Here is an 18,134-nt window from a genome sequence, read left to right as displayed (position 1 = left end):
GCCTCGATGTCTTCGAATCCGCCTTCCCAGGGCCGTCTCGGACGGGCCACGCCGAACCCTGCCGCCGCTGATGACGGCGACGCGCTGCACTTCTGCAGCACCTGCGCGTTTTCCGATGCCTGCATGTCGCAGGGTTACGACAAGACCGCACTGGGCGACCTGCACGTGCTGGTCGACCACGTCGGCCCGTTCCATGCGGGTGACTACATCTTCCGCGCCGGCGAATCATTCGATTCGATCGCTGCGGTGCGCGCCGGCATGGTCAAGACCTTCGTCGATGACAGCCAGGGCAACGAGCAGGTGCTGGGCTTCAGCCTGCCGGGCGAGGTGATCGGCCTGAATGCGATCCACGGTTCGCGCTTCCCCTGCAATGCGGTGGCGCTGGACACCGTGCACCTGTGCCGCATCTCGTTCCCCAAGCTGAGCCTGCTGGCCACGCGCATGCCGGGGCTGCAGGCCAAGCTGTTCAGCCTGCTCAGTGCGGAGATCGGCAAGGTCGCCACGCTGGCCGCGAATCACCGTACCGAAGAGCGCATGGCGGCGTTCCTGCTGGACATGTCCGAGCGTTACGCGCGGCGCGGTTTTTCCGCGACGCGCTTCAACCTGACGATGGCACGCACCGAGATCGCCAATTACCTGCGGATGGCGCCGGAAACCGCCAGCCGCGTGCTGCGCCGCCTGAGCGATGATGGGATCATCGCGGTGAAGCAGCGCGAGATCCTGCTGCTGCAGCCCGAGCGCCTGGCGGCGCTGGCGGTGGCTGACGAATCCGATCCGAACTGAACCTGGCCGGGAGCCGACGATGAAGCGCGCTGGACTGTTGTTGCTGGGACTGCTGGCCACTGTGCCAGCCTGGGCGGCCGAGCTGACGGTGTCGGCGGCATCGAGCCTGACCGAGAGCTTCCGCGAACTGGGCACCGCCTATGAGAAGGCGCACCCGGGAACCAAGGTCGATTTCAACTTCGCCGCGTCCGGCGTGTTGCTGCAGCAGATCAGCCGTGGCGCACCGGTGGATGTGTTCGCGTCGGCCGATGAAACCACGATGGACCAGGCCCAGCAGCAGGACCTGCTGGCGGCTGGCACCCGCGAGGTGTTCGCGGTGAACGCGCTGTGGGTGGTGGTGCCGCCGCAGGCCAAGGCCGCGCCGCGTAGCTTGAAGGACCTGGCCGGTGCCGGTGTGCAGCGCATCGCACTGGGCAACCCGGACAGCGTGCCGGTCGGCCGCTATGCCAAGGGCGCGCTGGAAGCAGCGGGCCTGTGGCCGTCGGTGCAGGGAAAGACCATCACCACGCAGAACGTGCGCCAGTCGCTGGATTACGTGGCGCGCGGTGAAGTGGACGCCGGCTTCGTCTATGCCACCGATGCGCAGGCAATGCCCGACCGCGTGCGCCGCGCTTTCGCGGTGCCTGTGGCGGGGCGCATTGCCTATCCGCTGGCGGTGACCAAGGCCAGTACGCAACCGGCTGAAGCCAAGCGCTTCACCGCCTTCGTGGGTTCGGCACAGGGCCAGGCGATCCTGGCCAAGCACGGGTTCGGCAAGCCCTGAGGCATGGATCTCGACTGGAGCGCACTGGGGTTGTCGCTGAAGGTGGCCGGTTGGGCCACCGCGATCAATCTGGTGCTGGGCGTGGCACTGGGCGCGCTGCTGGCGCGTCGGCGCTTTCCCGGCCGTGAGCTGCTGGATTCGCTGCTGACCCTGCCAATGGTGTTGCCGCCGACGGTGCTGGGCTATTACCTGCTGGTGCTGATCGGCCGTAACGGACCGATCGGTGCGTGGTTGCAGTCGTGGTTCGGCATCAACCTGGTGTTTACCTGGCAGGCGGCGGTGATCGCTGCGGCGGTGGCCTCGCTGCCGCTGGTGTTCAAGCCGGCACGCGCCGCGTTCGAGGAAGTGGACGGACAGCTGGAGCAGGCCGCACGCACGCTCGGCGTGTCCGAAGCGGCGGTGTTCTTCCGCATCACGCTGCCGCTGGCCTGGCGTGGCATCCTCGCCGGCCTGCTGCTGGCGTTTGCACGTGCGATGGGCGAGTTCGGCGCCACTTTGATGGTGGCTGGCAGCATTCCGGGCCGCACGCAGACATTGTCGATCGCCATCTACGAGGCGGTGCAGGCCGGTCAGGACGGCAAGGCCAACGCGCTGGTGATCCTGACCTCGGTGGTGTGCATCGTGATCCTGCTGCTGGCCGCGCGGCTGGTGGGCGGGCGTCGCCGGGAGCTGCGTGATGTGGCTTGACCTGCAGGTGCAGCGTCGTCTGCAGGCGGCCGGCCAGGATTTCGTGCTGGACGTAGCGTTGCAGTGCACGCAGCGGCAGGTGGTGCTGTTCGGGCCCTCGGGCGCGGGCAAGAGCCTGACCTTGAAGGCGGTGGCCGGGCTGCTGCGGCCGGGCCAGGGCCATGTGCGCCTGCAGGGGCAGACCCTGTTCGATGCGGCCGCCGGCGTGGATCTGCCGCCGCAACGCCGCCGGCTGGGCTATGTCTTCCAGGACTATGCGTTGTTCCCACATCTGAGCGTGCGCCAGAACGTGGCGTTCGGTCTGCAGAAGGGGTGGTTGAATCCGCGGATCGGCCAGCGCTTCGATGCGGTGGAGCAGTGGTTGCACGCATTCCGCATCGACGCGGTCGGTGATCTGCTGCCGTCGCAGGTATCCGGGGGACAACGCCAGCGCACGGCATTGGCGCGCGCGCTGGTGACGCAGCCGCAGGCGCTGTTGCTGGATGAGCCGTTCTCCGCGCTGGACCACGACCTGCGCCAGCACCTGCGCCAGGAGCTGGAGACCGTGCTGGACAGGACCGGCATTCCGCTGCTGCTGATCAGCCACGATCCGCAGGATGTGGCCATGTTCGGCCAGCAGGTGGCGCGCGTAGTGGATGGCCGCATCGTCGGCGGTTGATCCGTGATGGACGCACGGGCGATGGATGGCTACAGCTGATGGTAGTGCCGGCCGCTGGCCGGCAACCGTGGAATCCGGAGCAGCCGGCCAAGGGCCGGCCCTACCGGTTCGGGGGTTCCGCGACGCTCAGGTGATGAATGGTTGCATCTGATGGTAGTGCCGGCCGCTGGCCGGCAACCACGGATTCCGGAGCAGCCGGCCAGCGGCCGGCTCTACCGGTTCAGGAGTTCCGCGACGCTCAGGCGATGAATGGTTGCATCTGATGGTAGTGCCGGCCGCTGGCCGGCAACCATGGAATCCGGAGCAGCCGGCCAGCGGCCGGCTCTACCGGTTCAGGGGTTCCGCGACGCACAGACGATGGTTGACTACAGCTGATGGTAGTGCCGGCCGCTGGCCGGCAACCACGGAATCTGGGGCAGCCGGCCAGCGGCCGGCTCTACCATTCCAGCGTTCGCGCAATCCAGTGGAATGGATCAATACAGCTCGCAATGCGTGCGGCCTTCACCTCGTAGCGTGTCCCAATGCCCTTCGCCACTGATGGCATCGATGGCCTCGCGCACCGCGCCTTCCAGGTGGCTCTTGTTGCCGCACAGGTAAAGATGCCCGCCGCGGGCCAGCACATCGCGCACTTCATCGCCGCGCTGCTGCAGCACATGCTGCACATAGACCTTTTCGGCGCCATCGCGCGAGAACGCGGTATGCAGGCCGGCCAGCACGCCACGCGCGTGCCAGTCCTGCAGCTGTTCGCGGTACAGGTAATCGTGCTGGCTGTGCTTCTCGCCGAACACCAGGTGCACTTCGCGCGCGCAGGCGCTGGCCTGCAGCTCCTGCATCAGGCCCATCAACGGTGCGATGCCGGTGCCGGTGCCGACCAGCAGCAGCGGTGCCTCGCCGGTATCGGGCAGGTGGAAGCCGGGATTGGAGCGGCAGTACACCCGAGCGGTATCGCCGCCGTGCAGCAGACTGCCTGTGGCGGTGCCAAAGCGCTCGCGACCGCGCAGGGTGTAGCGTACTTCGCGCACGCACAGGCTTAGCTGGTCGTTGCAGGGGTGCGAGGCGATCGAGTAGGCGCGCGGCAGGCGCGGTGACAGCAGCTCGCGCAGGCGGGCCAGCGGCACGCTGGCCGGCGTGGCGTGGTCCTGCAGCACGTCCAGCAGGTCCAGCCCGTGCAGGTAGGCTTCCAGCTCGCGCTTCTGGCTGACCTTCAACAGGCCCTTCAGTACCTCGCTGCCACCTAGCTTGGCCAGCTCGCGCAGCACGCCCTTGCTCAGCAGGCGCAGCTCCCGGTCATGCAGCGCAGCCACAGCGGCGGTGTCGCCGTACCAGGTGGCCAATGCCTGCAGCAGGGCAGGGTCGTTCTCGGGTACCACGTGCAGGGTGTCGCCGGCGCGGTAGGCCATGCCACTGCCGGCAATGTCCAGTTGCAGGTGCCAGGCGGCCGGGTCGCTGCTGTTCAAGCGGCGGCGTTCGAGAATGCGGGCGGCAAAGGCATTGTCTTCGCCATAGGCGGTGACCTGCAGGTGCAGGTCCTGGCCAGCGTTGAGGTCGCCATCCAGAACCTGGCCCAGCACCGGCTGCCATTGCTGGAAGAACTGCTCGTAACCCAGGTCGGCATCCACGCGGTGCAGCAGCGGCTGCGCCTGGCGCTCGCTCAGCGCGGCATCCAGCGCCTTGGTGAAGCCGCAGAAACTGGGGTAGCCGGTGTCACCAAGGCCGAATACTGCATAGCGCAGGCCGCTCAGCGTCGGGGTCTGGCGCAATGTTTCGAAGAACTGCTCGCCGTTGGCTGGCGGTTCGCCGTCACCGAAGGAACTGGAAATCGCCAGCAGTACATCGCCTTGGCCGAGACTGGCCACGTCGATATCGTTGAACGGAAGCACCTGCGGCGCGTGCGGCTGCAGGTCCGCGCCCAGGCGCTGGGCCAGGGCGCGGGCATTGCCCGACTCGGACGCGAAGCCCACCAGCAGGCGGCTGAAGGGCGTGCTTGTCGGGAGGGCGTTCACGCGGCCTCGTAGAAGTCGTCGAACTTTTCCTTGCTGAACTCGACCAGGTCGTAGTTCTGCATCAGGTCGTTCACCACGCGGCGGATGCTGATGTACGAGGTGATGTTGCCGTCGGCGTCGAACAGCGGTTGCACGGTGGTGTCGACCACGTAGAGCACGCCACCCTTGCCGAGGTTGGGCACGATGCCGGTCCAGGTCTTGCCAGCCTTGATGGTGTCCCACATGTCCTTGTAGACCGCCTTGGGCACGTCAGGATGGCGCACGATGCTGTGCGGCTGGCCGATCAGCTCCTCGCGGGCGAAGCCGGTGAGCGTGCAGAACAGGTCATTGGCGTAGGTGATGTTGCCCTGCAGGTCGGTGGTGGAGATCACCATGACGTTCTGCATGGCATTCAGCAGCTGGGCGTTGTCGGGGGTGTAGCTCATCGCAGGGTCCTTGTGGATGCCGGTAACGCCGGCGTGTTCGGGTCCTGCATAGAAATACGCCCGCACGGCGGCGGGCGGTTTGACATTGATCAAGTGGGTGGCGGGATCGGCTGCGACTGGGTGTCGCAGGGGGGCCGCCGGGCATGGCCCGGCGCTATCAGGGTGGCGGTACAAGTGTAGCGCCGGGCCATGCCCGGCGAAGAGGTATCAGCCCATCAGATAACGCAACACACCCGCCGAGACCACGCCGATCAGCACCGTCGGCAGCATCGACAACCGCGTGGCGGCCAGCAGGGTGATCGCCAGCGCGGCGAGGTCGGCGGGCTTGTCGGCGACGAAGTCGGGCGCGATCACCGAGATCAGCACGCAGCCGGGTGCGGCTTCCATCACCGTCACTGCGCGCTTGCTCAGTGTGCGGTTGCGCAGTGCGAGGAAGCCGATGATGCGGGTCAGGTAGGTGGCAGCGGCCATCAGCACGATGGTCAGCACCGAGGTCCAGTGGATCAGTCCGTTGAAGATCATGCCGCGTCCTCCGCCAGCAGCCAGGCTGCGGCCAGACCGGCCAGCGCGCCGCTGGCCACGTACCAGGCGCCGGGAACCAGCAGGTAGGTGGCCGCGGCCACCACCAGGCTGACCAGCCACGGACGCGCTGCTTTCATGCCCTGCCACATGCCGCGCAGCAGCACCAGGAACACGGCCGGGAAGGCCATGTCGAAGCCGTAGGCGTGGATGTCGCCCAGCATCGGCCCAACGATCGCGCCCAGCGCGGTGCAGGCGACCCAGACCGTGTACAGGCCTGCCGACACGCCCAGGTAATAGGCCAGGCTGAAGCCGAGCGCACGGCGGCGCGCGTCGGCCACGCCCATCGCCCAGCTCTCGTCGCACATGAAGAACAGCGCCGGCAGCACGCGGCGGCGCGGCAGGTGCTGCAGCAGCGGGGCCAGGCTGGCGCCCATCAGCAGGTGGCGGCTGTTGACCAGCGCGGTGATCGCCACGATCAGCGCGATATGCGGCGGCGAGGTCCACAGTTCGACGGCGGCGAATTCCGAGCCGCCGGCGAAGTTGAGGCCGGTCATCAGCGGCACTTCCAGTGCGCTCAGGCCCTTCTGCGCGGCCTGGGCGCCGAGCACCAGGGCAAAGGGAATGAAGCCGATCATCACCGGCACGGCAGCGCGCAGTCCGCGCAGGAATTCGGCACGCGGCGCGGTATCGCAGGTGTCGGGCAGGGGGAGGGTGGTACGGGCGTCCATGGAACGGCACAACGAGGTGGGGGTGGCCCATGCTAGCGGTCCAATCGCGAAATCGGGTTGCGTTGATGCCATTCAATTCGGGAATATTGAGATTCCATGCGGCGAAGGTCGCCAAAGGTGAAATCCCGTGCAGTATCAGCTCGACAACCTCGATCGCCGCATCCTCGATGCCCTGCAGCGTGACGGACGGCTGCAGAACCTGGAGCTGGCCCGGCTGGTGCGCCTCTCGCCCTCGGCCTGCCTGCGGCGGGTGCGGCTGCTGGAGGAGGGCGGCTACATCGACCGCTACGTTGCCCTGCTGAATGAGGCCAAGGTGGGGCGTGGCTTCACGGTGTTCGTGCGGGTGTGGCTGCGCGGGCAGGACGAGGACACCACCAATCACTTCATCAACAGCATCAAGTCTTTTCCGGAAGTGCTTGAATGCCATCTGATGGCCGGTGACTGCGATTTCCTGCTGCGGGTGGCGGTGGCGGACCTGGATGCTTACCGGCAGTTCCAGATGCAGCACCTGAACCGGATTGCCGGGGTGCAGAACACCAAGACCGAGATTCCGATGCAGCGGATCAAGCAGACGACCCAGTTGCCGCTTTGAGGGATGGGGGTTCCGGCCGGGTTGCACCCGGCACCCGCGGTAGTGCCGGCCGCTGGCCGGCAACCTCAGGAGCAACAGCAACCGCAACGGCGATGTTCCCAGGGCGGCGGGGCGGTGTGGCCAGGCAGGACACGCCGTAGACCCATCCATGGGGGCTCGATGGCGCCATCCATGGCGCCAACGGTCCTGCCTGCCCACACCGCCCCGCGCCTGACAGTTCCCCGCGACCTGTTGGGGTCGGATCCCGTTGCTGTGCAACGGGCTCTGACCCCGGGAGCAGATGGACATGTCTGTTCGATTCATTGATTCCTGATGCGTGACTGGGTTCACGGAGCCTGGCTCAACGCCGGGCGTAGGCAGCGGTCATCGCAATGACATCTGGCCCCGGTACGGTTTGAGCCTGCTTGCTGGTCGCGCGGGCCGGGTCTGCGGTCGTGGCGCGCGTCCACTGCAGCTGCTGTCGCTGCCGAGGGTCATGTGTTCTACGTCAGGGGGCTGAATGGACACCATGCGGTCAGAACTTGGAAGGTGGCCATCGCCGCATGGCTGCTGCTGTCCTTTGCCGCTGCCGCGCAGGACGGTGTTCATGCCTACGACATCCCTGCGCAGCCGCTGGAACAGGCGGTCGAGCGCTTCAGTGTCATCAGCGGGTGGTCGGTGATGTACCCGGGCGATCTTGCCGCCGGCCGTAGCAGCCATGCGCTGCGCGCCAGCCTTGCGCCGCTGCCTGCCTTGCAGATGCTGCTGCAGGATTCCGGTATCGAGGCCGAGGTGATCGGCGAGCAGCGCGTGGTGCTGCGCCGGGGCACGCCCGCGGCAGCCGAACCCGGTATTGGCGCCGAGCTCCCGGATGCTGAACGTCGGCGTCGCTACGGCGGCCTGCAGCAGCGGCTGCGTGCGGCGTTCTGTGACGACCCCGAGATCGCGCCCGGCCGCTATGCCGCAACGCTGCGCTTCCGCGTCGACGGCGAGGGCCGGGTGCAGCAGCCCGAGCTGCTGTCGGGCAGTGGCAGTGCCCGCCGCGATGCGCGCCTGGTGCAGGCGCTGCAGAGCCTGGTGCTGGCGCCCGAGGCCGCCGCGCTGCCGCAGCCGGTGACGCTGCAGATCCGACCTTCCGGCACCGACCACGACTGTGGCCGGCGCGCGCCCCTTCCATGACTTCAAGGATTCGAACATGAGCAACGGTACGGCTGGGGCAGGCGACCTGATGGACCACCTTCTGGGGGCCTACGACGAGCTGAAGCGCCGCCTGGTGCGCAAGCTGGGGTCGGAGGAGCTGGCCGGCGATGCGCTGCAGGACACCTGGATGCGCCTGAGTGCGCGCCGTGACCGCCTGGATGCGGTGCAGAACCCCGCGGCCTACCTGCTGCGCATGGCGATGAACACGGTGATCGACCGCCAGCGTGCCGACCACCGCCTGCTGAGCCTGGAAGAGGTGGATACGCTGATGGAGATGGCCGACCCGGCACCGGGCCCGGCGCAGGCGGCCGAACTGGATTTCGCGCTGGAAGACATGGTCGGCCTGCTGCAGCGCATGCCCGAGCGCCGACGCCGCATCCTGCTGGCGATCCGGGTCGATGGCCTGCAGCAGCGCGACGTCGCCGACCAGCTGGGCGTGTCGCTGCGGCTTGTGCAGCGCGAGCTGAAAGCGGCCCAGGACTACCTGGCCGAGCGCAGCGGACAGGGGCGTCAGGTGCGGTTCTGAGCGGCGGCATCCGTCTACACTTTGACGCCGAGCAGAACCCCGCAGCGTGCGGGTCCGGCATGAGCCCCCATGGATCCTGACGATCGCCCGCAACGCCCGCTGGATGCCGTCGAGCGTCAGGCCCACGCGTGGGTGGTGCGGCTGACCTCGGGCGAGGCGACCGCCGCCGATGGGCGCAGGTTCCGCGAGTGGTGCGAGGCTGACCCGCGTCATCGCGAAGCATTCGGCCGTGCGCGCCGGCAATGGGAGCAGGTAAGGCTGGCCGGCGAGCAGCTGCCCGCCGCCGCCCGCCAACCGGTCGCGCCGACGCCGTCCCAGCGCTGGAGCCGGCGCGCCTTCCTGGGCGCCGCGATTGCCGCCCCGGCCAGTCTGGTGGTGGTGGCGGCGATCCGCCCGCCGCTGGGGCTGTGGCCCTCGGTGAGGGCGATGGCGGCCGATTTCCACACCGGCACCGGTGAACGGCTGCAGATCGCGCCCTTGCCGCAGCTGAAGATCGAACTGGATACACAGAGCAGCCTGCGCCGTCGTTCGGACACGCTAGGCGAAGGCTTCGAGCTGGTGCAGGGCCAGGCCGCGATCGAAACCCAGGCAGGCCTGCGCCTCGCCCTGTTCGCGGGGCCGGGCTGCGTGATCGCCGATGAAGGTGCGGTGCGCCTGGACGTCCGCAACACCCACGGCCAGGTACGGGTGACCTGCCTGCAGGGCAGCGCCCGCATCGAGCACCCGCAGGGCCGCCTGCAGCTGCAGGCGGGCCAGCAGACCCAATACGACGAGCGCCTCAGTGGCGTGGTGGCCGAAGCCCTGGCCTCGGAAGTGAGCGCCTGGACCGAGGGCATGCTGGTGTTCCGTCGCGCTCCATTGCGCGAGGTGGTGGATGAAATCAACCGCTACCGCCGCGGCAAGGTGCTGCTGGGCGAATCGGCATTGGCGCGGGCCCCGGTCAGCGGCCGCTTCCGCATCGATGATCCGGACGCGGCGCTGGAGCAGCTGCGACTGACGATGTCGCTGGATCTGCGTCGCTTTCCGGGTGGCATTGCCGTCCTTGGTTAGATGAAGACGCTGGCCGTGCGCGCCGTGCAGGGCTGTTGCAAGCAAGGAGACGCCAAGGATGCGCAACGAGATCATCGGTGTGCTGGATCTGCGCCGCAACCTGTCGGCGTTGCTGGAAACCACGCAGCGACGGCCCTTGATGGTGCATCGCTACGGCTCGCCATGGGTGTGCGTGGTGTCCGACGCGCAGTGGCAGCAACAGGCCGTGCTGCTGGACTTCGATCCGCAGTCGCACCCGTTGGCGATGCTGCTGCGGCTGCAGCAGCAGGTGCTGCCCCTCGCTGAGGCCGGCACGCTGCCGCCTGCGGCGATGGCGCGCGTGCTGCTGCTGATGGGCATGCACGGCATCGACGATCTCGTGCAACTGCACGAGCAGGTACAGCATCATCGTCTTTGGCACTGGTTCGTGGCCGGCAGCCATGGCGTGATGGATGGCTGGCAGCTGCCAGCGCTGCGTGTTGCTATGGCGTCATGGTGCGATGACGCGGAGATGACCGACGCGCTGGCCGCGTTCGCCGCGCGCAGCGATGTGGCGATACTGGCGCGCCGTTGCGGGGGCGAAGCACCGCGACTGGAGCGCGAAGCCTGCAGGCAGGTGACGCTGCGATGACGTTGTCGATGAAGCGCCACGCAGCGCACAGAGCTGCATGCGCGCTGTCGTTTCACCTGCCTTGCTGACGTCTTCTCCAGAGTACGGCGCACCATGCGTCGCGGAGCACGGGCGGCGCCGATGGCAGAGAGTCGCAGGATCAGCATGCTGGAGCTGGATCGTCACCTGAGCCAGTCGCTGGAACAGGCACGGCATACGCCCGTGAACGTGCAGCGCTATGGGCACTCGTGGGTCTGGGTACTGTCCAGTGACGCCTGGGCAGATGCGGCGCGCTGGGCGGCACTGGACAGCAGCGCGCATCCGCTGGCGGCGTTGCGGCGCGCCCTCGATCTGCAGCTGCGGCCCTGGCCCGAAGCGGCCATGAACGCGCTGCCGCTTGACGCGGGCGATGTGCGGCAGCTGCAACGTGCGGCGTTGCTGGTGGTCGTGCGTGATCTCACCAGTGCGCAGCGCGTGCACGACGATCTGCGCTACCACCAGGCCTACCGGATGTTCATCGGCCTCGACCATGGCACCGCGTGGTCGCCGATGCAGTGCCTGCGCCTGCTGCAGGCCTGCGCGCACCCGTTGCTGCGCGGCTGCATCGACGATGCGCTGGCCAGCGTGCCGCAGCACTTGTTCGAGTCTGCATGTGTACCTGCGGCACGTGCTGCGCCTGCACAGGCACACGCGCAGCGAATAGCAGGCGGATGTTTATCGTACTGACACATGCACCGCTGACCATGGCGCAGCGGTCTCTTCCAGGATGACGAGGGCGGAACAATGGCAAGGCAGGTGGGTGGTCGCAGGGCTCGGCAGCAGGGCTTCAGCCTGATCGAGATCATGGTGGTGGTGGTGATCATCGGCATTCTCGCGGCATTGATCGTGCCGCGGTTGATGGACCGTCCCGACCAGGCGCGCGTGGTGGCGGCGCGCCAGGACATCGCGGCGCTGATGCAGGCGTTGAAGCTGTTCAAGCTGGACAACGGGCGCTACCCCAGCGCCGAACAGGGCCTGCAGGCGCTGGTGAAGCCGCCGCAGGGCAGCGGTGCGATGCCGGTGACACCGTATCTGGATCGCCTGCCGAATGACCCATGGGGCCATCCGTACCAGTACCAGATTCCCGGAACCCATGGCGACATCGATGTGTTCTCGCTGGGTGCGGACAGCAAGCCCGGTGGCGACGCCGGGAACGCGGACATCGGCTCCTGGCAGCTGTGAGGCGTGCAGATGACAGCCCGGACGCGTTCGGTCCCGTGCACCCGCCAGCGCGGCATGGCGGTGATCGTCGCCCTGCTGGTGGTGGCATTGGTGGCGGTGATTGCCACTGCACTGCTGACCCGGCAGTCGGCACAGCTGCGTGCGCTGCGTGGCGACCAGCTGCGTGCGCAGGTGCGCATGGCGGTCGATGCCACCCTGGAGCGCGCGGCGCAGCAGCTGCGTGACGATGTAAAGGAGCAGTTGACCACGGTGCGCAGCGGCCGTTGGGCGCGTCCACTGACGCTGCAGGCGCCGCTGCCGGTGCAGTTGCAGCTGGTCGATGCACAGTCCATGTTCAACCTGCGCAACCTGCTGGCCTATGGCAAGCCGGACCTGGAGGCACGGCGCGCGTTCATCGCGCTGTGTGCCGGGCAGGGACTGGGGCAGGGTGCTTGTGCATCTGCTGCCGACCACATCCAGGCGCGGCTGCGTGATGGCGACCTGCAGGCGCAGGCGCCGTTGCCGCGTGAATCGCTGATCGAGCAGGCCCTGGCGGGCGCCGACCCAGTGGCGGTGCAGGCACTGGCACGGCGCACCGTGGTGCTGCCGGCCCAGACCCTGGTCAATGCCAACACTAGTGACATCAGCGTGTTGCAGGCGGTCACTCCCGGCGTGGAGCCGGGGCGCCTGCAGGCGCTGCTCGGTGAGCGCGACGGTGGCCACTGGCTGCTCAACCGCGGCGATATCGCCAATCGACTGCAACTGAGCAACGCGCAGATGGCCGTGGTGCCGCTTGGCATTCATAGCGAGTGGTTCCTTGCCGTCGGCCAGGTACAGGCCGATGGCAATGCGGTCGACTTCAGGGCCCTGATCTGGCGAGAGTATCGCGATGACAGTGTGCGCGTGCAGCGTGTGTGGACGAGGATTGGAGCATGAGCGTGCAGCTGAGGGTGCGCCTGCCGGCGCTGGAACACCTGCGCGCCGACAGTACGGTCGAGTGGGCGCGGTTGCACAAGGGTGGGGTGCTGGCCCATGGCCGCGAGGGCTTGGCCGTGCTCGGGCAACGTCATCCGCAGGCCGAGGTGCTGGCCTGTCTCGATCCGCAGGACCTGATCCTGCTGGAACTGCAGCTGCCGCCACTGTCGGGCCGCAGGCTGCAGGCCGCACTGCAGGGCGAAGTAGAGGCGATGCTGCTGGATGACCTGCAGGAGGTCGCGTTGGCACACGGTGCGCAGGCGGCGGACGGCACGGTTCCTGTGGCGTGGCTTGGCCAGCAGGCAGTCCTGCAGGCGCAACAGCTGCTGGCCTCGTGCGCACTGCAGCTTCAGGCGCTGTATCCGACGCCGCTGCTGCTGCCGTGGCAGAACGGCCAGGCAACGCTGCAGGCTGACGGTGAGCATCTGCTGGTGCGCTGCGGGCGCGATCGTGGTTTTGTGCAGTGGTGCGGTGGGCGGGACACGGCGGCGGTGCTGCAGTCGCTCGCGACGCGTCTTCAGCAATCCGGGGTGCAGGCCGTGCAGTGGATCGACAGCGTGCCGTTGGCGTGGCCGGAGAACCTGCCGGCCACCGTGGTCGCGCATGAACTGCAGGCCAGCGGACCCGTGCCAGCGTGGTCGTTGCCACTGCCTGGTCGCAGCAGGCAGGCACCACGCGTGGCGATCGGCCTCGCATTGGCGGCGGTGTTGCTGGCTGCGCTTGGGCTGCAGCTGCAGGTCTCGCGCTGGCGCAGCGAGGGCGAGGCGTTGCAGCAGGACATGGCGCGGCAGTTCAGCTCGCACTTTCCGGAGATCACCGATGTGGTGGACCCGGTGCTGCAGGCGCGGCGCGCGCTGGCCGTGCCGTTGCCGGCGCCGCCGTTGCCACCGGTGCAGCGGCAGGTCGCAACGACGCTGCAGGCGATTCCGGAGTTGGGCGGCCAGGTGCGCGGCCTGCACTATCAACCCGGCCAGCTGGAACTGGAGCTGGACGCCGATGCGCAGGCGGTAGCCGATGACGCACAGCGGCTGGAGCAGTGGCAGCAGGCGGCGCAGGCGCAGGGCCTGCAGCTGGCGCGCGAGGCCGGTGGACGCCTGCGCGTGAGCGGGGGCGGACAGTGACCGCCAGAGCCGTGCGCCTGGGCGAGGGTGTGGCCGGTCTGCAGCGACGCTGGCAGCACCTGCCGCCGCGCGACCGCTGGATGCTGTGGGTGATGGTGCTGGCGCTGCTGGTAGCGGGGCTGTGGTCATTTTGGCTGGAGCCGCTGCTGAAACAGCGTGCGCACTGGCAGGCTGAGCTGCCGCGGCTGCAGGCGCAGGCGCGCGCACTGGCGCCGCTGCTGCGTGCACGCGAACGCCAGCAGCAGGTGCAGGGGCAGCGCCCGACGCTGGCCTCGCTGCGTAATGGAATCAAGTCCGCCGGCCTCGCCGATGGACTGCATGTCGAAGCACGCGACGGGCGTTGGCACCTGCAGGTGCAGGCCGTACCTGCTGACGCACTGTGGAACTGGCTGCTGCCCGTGCTGGCCGATCCGGCCATCGAACTGCAGCAGCTGCAACTGACACGCACAGGGGATGCGAACATGCCGGCGGCACGGATATCCGGAAACATCGTGGTGGCACTCACTGCGGGTGGCCATTCATGAGGGCGATGCGCAGCCTTGCCTGCAGCACTGTACTGGCCCTGATCGTGGGTTCCGCTCACGTTGTTGCACCGGCACAGGCGCAGGACGCCCCCGATGAGCCGGTGCAGCTGAACCTGGTGGATACCGATATCGGTGGCGTGCTGCGCATGGCAGCACGGTTCACCGGCCGCCAGTTCCTGGTCGACCCACGGGTGACCGGCAAGATGACGGTGGTCTCCGATGGCCCGGTCAGCCGTTCCCAGGCCTACCAGCTGCTGCTGGGCGCGCTGCGCATGCGCGGCTTCGCCGTGGTCGAGAACGGCGGGGTCAGCCGGGTGGTGCCGCAGGCCGACGCCAAGCTGCTCGGTGGCCGCGTGGGCAGCGGCGGTGCAGGGGGTGAGATCGCCACGCGCACCTTCGCGCTGCGCTACGAGAATGCGGCCGCGCTGGTGGCAGTGCTGCGGCCGATGATCAGCCCGGACAATCCGATCACTGCCAACCCGGGCAACAACACCCTGGTGATCACCGACTATGCCGACAACCTGGAGCGCATCGCGCGCGTGATCGCCAGCGTCGATACACCGGCCGGCATGGACACGGATGTGGTGAAGCTGCAGCAGGGCATTGCCGTTGACGTAGCGGCGATGGTCGCGCCGTTGCTGGATGCGCAGGGCGCCGAGCCCAGCCAGAAGGTGGTGGTGATGGCCGACCCCCGCAGCAACAGCGTGCTGCTGCGCTCCAGCAGCCCGGGCCGAACGCGCCTGGCGCGGCAGTTGGTGGAGAAGCTGGACCGTGCCCAGGACGAGTCCGGCAACCTGCATGTGGTCTACCTGCGCAATGCCCAGGCCAACCAGCTCGCCGGTGTGCTGCGCGGCGTGGTGGCCGGGCAGAGCGATGCACCGGCAATGGGCAGCAACGAAGGCATCACGCCACTGCCCGGCGATGCAAACCGTTCCACACCCGCGCAGCCGTCGCAGCCACAGCAGGCCAAGACCGGTGGCAATGCGCTGGAATCGCAGCGGCTGGACCCGAACCGCCGCGACCCGATCGACGCCGGAAGCACGGGCTTCAGCCAGAACGGCATTTCGGTGCAGGCCGACGTGGCCACCAACACGCTGCTGATCTCGGCGCCGGAGCCGGTCTACCGCAACCTTCGGCGGGTGATCGACCAGCTCGACCAGCGCCGTGCACAGGTGCTGGTGGAAAGCCTCATCGTGGAGGTCAACCAGACCGACGCGGCCGAACTGGGCGTGCAGTGGATGCTGGGCAATGGCCGCACCTTCGGCGGCACCCATTTCGGTGGTGTCACCGGCGGCAGCGGCCTGAACACCGCCGCGCGCACCACCCTGGACGTGCTGCCCAAGGACGGTCTGAAGATCGGTGTCATCGACGGCACCATCAACCTGCCCGGTGTCGGCCAGATCCTCAACATGAAGGCGTTGGCCAATGCGTTGCAGAGCAAGGGTGGTGCCAACATCCTGTCCACGCCGAACCTGATGACGCTGGACAACGAGGCGGCCAGCATCATGGTCGGCCAGACCGTGCCGTTCGTCAGCGGTCGCTACGTGACCGACGGTGGCGGCGGCAGCAACAACCCGTTCCAGACCATCGTGCGCGAGGACGTGGGCCTGAAGCTGCGGGTACGCCCGCAGATCTCCGAGGGCGGCACGGTGAAGCTGGACATCTACCAGGAAGTCAGCAGCATCGACGCGCAGAGCGCGAACAGCACGGCCGGCATCATCACCAACAAGCGCGCCCTGGATACCAGCGTACTGCTGGACGATGGCCAGATCATGGTGCTGGGTGGCCTGCTGGAGGACAACGTCAGCCACGGTCGTGACGCGGTGCCGGGGCTGGGAAAGATCCCGGTGCTGGGGGCGCTGTTCCGCAGTGATACGCGCAAGCGCGCCAAGACCAACCTGATGGTGTTCCTGCGCCCGCACGTGGTGCGCGACCCCGCCGCTAGCCAACGCCTGACCCGCGACCGCTACGACTACATGCGCAACGCGCAGGCCGGCGCGCAACCGGTGCAGAGCTGGGCATTGCCGGCGCTGTCGGCACCGCAACTGCCGCCGCAGGACCTGTCTGTACTCGGCCAGGGCAATGCGCGCGATGGCCAGGGCCAGCCGCTGCAGAGCAGCAGCCTGGCGGCGCTGTACCCGTCCGGTGACAGCGACGCACAGCTGGTGCAGTTCGCGCAGGGGCTGGACCCGGCCCGTGCCAGCCAGGGCGTGGCGCAGGTGCGGGCACTGGGCCTGCAGGCCTATGCCGAAGCGACGCCGGGCGAGAGCGGGCAACGCCTGCGGGTGCGATTGCCGCGCGACCCGGCGACGCTGGACCCGGCGCTGCAGCAGCTGCGCGGGCTGGGCTACACGCCGGAACTGGTGATCGGGCCGTGAGCGCGGCCGCGCCACTGCCGTACGCCTGGGTGCGCAGCCATGGCGTGATGCTGTCCGAAGTTGGCGGCGAGCCGGTCCTGCTGGGCACCGCCGACACCGCGGCGTGGGCCGTGGCCGAACTGCGCCGACGGCATGGACCGCTGCCGTTCCAGGCGCTGGATGCCGCGACCTGGCAGCAGCGGCTGGGTGAGCAGTACCGTGACGGCGGCGATGCCGCTGCCGTGGTCGGTGCCGCCGAAAGCGAAGTCGATCTGGACCGGCTGATGCAGGACATGCCGGAAGTCACCGATCTGCTGGACGCGCAGGACGATGCGCCGGTGATCCGCATGATCAACGCGCTGCTGGCACAGGCCGCACGCGATGGCGCCAGCGACCTGCACATCGAGCCATTCGAGACCCACTCGGTGGTGCGTTACCGGGTGGACGGCACGCTGCGCGACATGGTGCAGCCGCGGCGCGCACTGCACGCGGCGCTGGTGTCGCGCATCAAGATCATGGCCCACCTGGACATCGCCGAGAAGCGCCTGCCGCAGGACGGGCGCATCGCGATCCGGGTGGGCGGGCGGCCGCTGGATATCCGTGTCTCCACGGTGCCGACCGGGCATGGCGAGCGCGCCGTGCTGCGACTGCTGGAGAAGGATGCCGGGCGGCTGCAGCTGCAGCGACTGGGCATGGCCGATGACACCCTGGCCACGTTCACCGGATTGATCCGGCAGCCGCACGGCATCGTGCTGGTCACCGGCCCGACCGGCAGCGGCAAGACAACGTCGCTATACGCCGCGTTGGGCCAGCTCGACAGCAGCACCAGCAACATCCTCACCGTGGAGGACCCGGTGGAGTATGACTTCGCCGGCATCGGCCAGATCCAGGTCAATGCGCGCATCGGCATGAGCTTCGGCACGGCACTGCGTGCGATCCTGCGCCAGGATCCGGACACCATCATGATCGGCGAGATCCGCGACCTGGAGACCGCACAGATTGCGGTGCAGTCGTCGCTGACCGGCCATGGCGTGCTGGCGTCGCTGCATACCAACGACGCGATCTCGGCGGTGACCCGCCTGGCCGATATGGGCGTGGAGCCGTTCCTGCTGGCCTCGTCGCTGCGCGGCGTGCTTGCGCAGCGGCTGGTGCGGCGGCTGTGCACGCAATGCCGGCGTGCCGAGGTGGATGGCGACGGCCGTACCGTGTGGCGCGCGGTGGGCTGCGCGGCCTGTGCCAACAGCGGCTACCGGGGGCGTACCGGCATCCACGAGCTGTTCGTGGTGGACGATCGCGTGCGTGCACTGATCCATGAAGGGCAGGGTGAACCTGCGCTGCGCGAGGCGGCGCGGCGTGCCGGCATGCGGACCTTGCGCCAGGACGGCCAGCGTTGGGTCGACAGCGGGGTGACCACACTGGAAGAGATCCTGCGCGTCACCGGCGACGACTGAG

General features: G+C 68.3%; 20 protein-coding genes. 16 read left to right on the top strand and 4 right to left on the bottom strand.

What is annotated here, in order from left to right; all coding sequences use genetic code 11:
• Positions 1–6 precede the first annotated feature (6 nt).
• Genes ACZLHH_RS12955 through ACZLHH_RS12940 form a run of 4 tightly spaced genes read left to right on the top strand, consistent with a single transcriptional unit; the run spans position 7 to position 2,891 of the window.
• A complete protein-coding gene (locus ACZLHH_RS12955; protein WP_014037435.1) occupies positions 7–783 on the top strand; it encodes a helix-turn-helix domain-containing protein in 777 nt (258 codons plus the stop codon).
• 19 nt (positions 784–802) lie between these two features.
• Positions 803–1,546 carry a molybdate ABC transporter substrate-binding protein gene (gene modA / locus ACZLHH_RS12950; protein WP_180844420.1) on the top strand — a complete coding sequence of 248 codons (744 nt, stop codon included), beginning with the start codon at positions 803–805 and terminating at the stop codon, positions 1,544–1,546.
• Between the two features lie 3 nt (positions 1,547–1,549).
• Entirely contained in the window at positions 1,550–2,233 is a 684-nt protein-coding gene (gene modB, locus ACZLHH_RS12945; RefSeq protein WP_006371078.1) for a molybdate ABC transporter permease subunit, read from the top strand.
• Positions 2,223–2,891 (top strand): ATP-binding cassette domain-containing protein, encoded by a 669-nt coding sequence (locus tag ACZLHH_RS12940; RefSeq protein WP_180844421.1) that lies wholly within the window; start codon positions 2,223–2,225, stop codon positions 2,889–2,891. Before modB ends, ACZLHH_RS12940 begins: the two co-directional genes overlap by 11 nt.
• 473 nt (positions 2,892–3,364) lie before the next feature.
• Here the strand turns inward: ACZLHH_RS12940 and ACZLHH_RS12935 are convergent, their stop codons facing one another.
• From ACZLHH_RS12935 to ACZLHH_RS12920, 4 genes are all read right to left on the bottom strand, one after another.
• Entirely contained in the window at positions 3,365–4,894 is a 1,530-nt protein-coding gene (locus tag ACZLHH_RS12935) for a diflavin oxidoreductase (RefSeq protein WP_071227941.1), read from the bottom strand.
• Complete coding sequence (locus tag ACZLHH_RS12930) at positions 4,891–5,319, bottom strand: PAS domain-containing protein (protein ID WP_005409905.1); 429 nt, start codon at positions 5,317–5,319, stop codon at positions 4,891–4,893. The genes ACZLHH_RS12935 and ACZLHH_RS12930 overlap by 4 nt, the downstream gene beginning before the upstream one ends.
• A 207-nt stretch (positions 5,320–5,526) precedes the next feature.
• Entirely contained in the window at positions 5,527–5,841 is a 315-nt protein-coding gene (locus tag ACZLHH_RS12925; protein ID WP_032128129.1) for an AzlD family protein, read from the bottom strand.
• On the bottom strand, positions 5,838–6,569 hold the full coding sequence (locus ACZLHH_RS12920) for an AzlC family ABC transporter permease (RefSeq protein WP_014037422.1): 732 nt from the start codon (positions 6,567–6,569) through the stop codon (positions 5,838–5,840). Before ACZLHH_RS12920 ends, ACZLHH_RS12925 begins: the two co-directional genes overlap by 4 nt.
• A gap of 127 nt (positions 6,570–6,696) precedes the next feature.
• Between ACZLHH_RS12920 and ACZLHH_RS12915 the strand changes: the two genes are divergently transcribed.
• The 12 genes from ACZLHH_RS12915 to gspE all read left to right on the top strand — a co-directional run bounded on the left by ACZLHH_RS12915 (position 6,697) and on the right by gspE (position 18,133).
• Complete coding sequence (locus ACZLHH_RS12915; protein WP_071227942.1) at positions 6,697–7,161, top strand: Lrp/AsnC family transcriptional regulator; 465 nt, start codon at positions 6,697–6,699, stop codon at positions 7,159–7,161.
• 477 nt (positions 7,162–7,638) lie between these two features.
• A complete protein-coding gene (locus ACZLHH_RS12910; RefSeq protein ID WP_071227943.1) occupies positions 7,639–8,319 on the top strand; it encodes a TonB C-terminal domain-containing protein in 681 nt (226 codons plus the stop codon).
• Between the two features lie 16 nt (positions 8,320–8,335).
• Positions 8,336–8,866, top strand: a complete 531-nt coding sequence (locus tag ACZLHH_RS12905) for an RNA polymerase sigma factor (RefSeq protein WP_180844422.1) — start codon at positions 8,336–8,338, stop codon at positions 8,864–8,866.
• A 69-nt stretch (positions 8,867–8,935) separates the two neighbouring features.
• Positions 8,936–9,916: a FecR family protein gene (locus ACZLHH_RS12900; RefSeq protein ID WP_071227944.1), complete on the top strand. Its 981-nt coding sequence runs from the start codon at positions 8,936–8,938 to the stop codon at positions 9,914–9,916.
• A gap of 58 nt (positions 9,917–9,974) precedes the next feature.
• Positions 9,975–10,526, top strand: a complete 552-nt coding sequence (locus tag ACZLHH_RS12895; protein WP_071227945.1) for a hypothetical protein — start codon at positions 9,975–9,977, stop codon at positions 10,524–10,526.
• Positions 10,527–10,670: 144 nt separating this feature from the next.
• Positions 10,671–11,231 carry a hypothetical protein gene (locus tag ACZLHH_RS12890; RefSeq protein ID WP_258014052.1) on the top strand — a complete coding sequence of 187 codons (561 nt, stop codon included), beginning with the start codon at positions 10,671–10,673 and terminating at the stop codon, positions 11,229–11,231.
• A gap of 57 nt (positions 11,232–11,288) precedes the next feature.
• On the top strand, positions 11,289–11,726 hold the full coding sequence (gspG, locus tag ACZLHH_RS12885) for a type II secretion system major pseudopilin GspG (protein ID WP_014037416.1): 438 nt from the start codon (positions 11,289–11,291) through the stop codon (positions 11,724–11,726).
• Positions 11,727–11,735: 9 nt separating this feature from the next.
• Complete coding sequence (gene gspK, locus ACZLHH_RS12880) at positions 11,736–12,641, top strand: type II secretion system minor pseudopilin GspK (protein WP_071227947.1); 906 nt, start codon at positions 11,736–11,738, stop codon at positions 12,639–12,641.
• The gene (gene gspL / locus ACZLHH_RS12875) at positions 12,638–13,801 is read left to right on the top strand and encodes a type II secretion system protein GspL (RefSeq protein ID WP_071227948.1); all 1,164 of its coding nucleotides are present in this window, start codon (positions 12,638–12,640) and stop codon (positions 13,799–13,801) included. Before gspK ends, gspL begins: the two co-directional genes overlap by 4 nt.
• Positions 13,798–14,325, top strand: a complete 528-nt coding sequence (gene gspM / locus ACZLHH_RS12870; RefSeq protein WP_071227949.1) for a type II secretion system protein GspM — start codon at positions 13,798–13,800, stop codon at positions 14,323–14,325. Before gspL ends, gspM begins: the two co-directional genes overlap by 4 nt.
• The gene (gene gspD / locus ACZLHH_RS12865; RefSeq protein ID WP_071227950.1) at positions 14,322–16,703 is read left to right on the top strand and encodes a type II secretion system secretin GspD; all 2,382 of its coding nucleotides are present in this window, start codon (positions 14,322–14,324) and stop codon (positions 16,701–16,703) included. Before gspM ends, gspD begins: the two co-directional genes overlap by 4 nt.
• On the top strand, positions 16,700–18,133 hold the full coding sequence (gspE, locus tag ACZLHH_RS12860) for a type II secretion system ATPase GspE (protein WP_071227951.1): 1,434 nt from the start codon (positions 16,700–16,702) through the stop codon (positions 18,131–18,133). Before gspD ends, gspE begins: the two co-directional genes overlap by 4 nt.
• Position 18,134 lies beyond the last annotated feature (1 nt).

The organism is Stenotrophomonas sp. 28608_Sma (assembly GCF_056486185.1).
Note: the sequence above shows the minus strand (reverse complement) of the source record. Positions and strands in the feature narration are given on the sequence as shown.

What these genes read in the sequence shown, in the direction of transcription:
- ACZLHH_RS12920 (WP_014037422.1), bottom strand. Translation starts at nt 6,569, where the DNA reads ATGGACGCCCGTACCACCCTCCCCCTGCCCGACACCTGCGATACCGCG.
- gspL (WP_071227948.1), top strand. Translation starts at nt 12,638, where the DNA reads ATGAGCGTGCAGCTGAGGGTGCGCCTGCCGGCGCTGGAACACCTGCGC.
- ACZLHH_RS12955 (WP_014037435.1), top strand. Translation starts at nt 7, where the DNA reads ATGTCTTCGAATCCGCCTTCCCAGGGCCGTCTCGGACGGGCCACGCCG.
- ACZLHH_RS12940 (WP_180844421.1), top strand. Translation starts at nt 2,223, where the DNA reads ATGTGGCTTGACCTGCAGGTGCAGCGTCGTCTGCAGGCGGCCGGCCAG.
- ACZLHH_RS12925 (WP_032128129.1), bottom strand. Translation starts at nt 5,841, where the DNA reads ATGATCTTCAACGGACTGATCCACTGGACCTCGGTGCTGACCATCGTG.
- gspG (WP_014037416.1), top strand. Translation starts at nt 11,289, where the DNA reads ATGGCAAGGCAGGTGGGTGGTCGCAGGGCTCGGCAGCAGGGCTTCAGC.
- modA (WP_180844420.1), top strand. Translation starts at nt 803, where the DNA reads ATGAAGCGCGCTGGACTGTTGTTGCTGGGACTGCTGGCCACTGTGCCA.
- ACZLHH_RS12930 (WP_005409905.1), bottom strand. Translation starts at nt 5,319, where the DNA reads ATGAGCTACACCCCCGACAACGCCCAGCTGCTGAATGCCATGCAGAAC.
- ACZLHH_RS12900 (WP_071227944.1), top strand. Translation starts at nt 8,936, where the DNA reads ATGGATCCTGACGATCGCCCGCAACGCCCGCTGGATGCCGTCGAGCGT.
- gspD (WP_071227950.1), top strand. Translation starts at nt 14,322, where the DNA reads ATGAGGGCGATGCGCAGCCTTGCCTGCAGCACTGTACTGGCCCTGATC.
- ACZLHH_RS12905 (WP_180844422.1), top strand. Translation starts at nt 8,336, where the DNA reads ATGAGCAACGGTACGGCTGGGGCAGGCGACCTGATGGACCACCTTCTG.
- ACZLHH_RS12890 (WP_258014052.1), top strand. Translation starts at nt 10,671, where the DNA reads ATGCTGGAGCTGGATCGTCACCTGAGCCAGTCGCTGGAACAGGCACGG.
- ACZLHH_RS12895 (WP_071227945.1), top strand. Translation starts at nt 9,975, where the DNA reads ATGCGCAACGAGATCATCGGTGTGCTGGATCTGCGCCGCAACCTGTCG.
- gspK (WP_071227947.1), top strand. Translation starts at nt 11,736, where the DNA reads ATGACAGCCCGGACGCGTTCGGTCCCGTGCACCCGCCAGCGCGGCATG.
- modB (WP_006371078.1), top strand. Translation starts at nt 1,550, where the DNA reads ATGGATCTCGACTGGAGCGCACTGGGGTTGTCGCTGAAGGTGGCCGGT.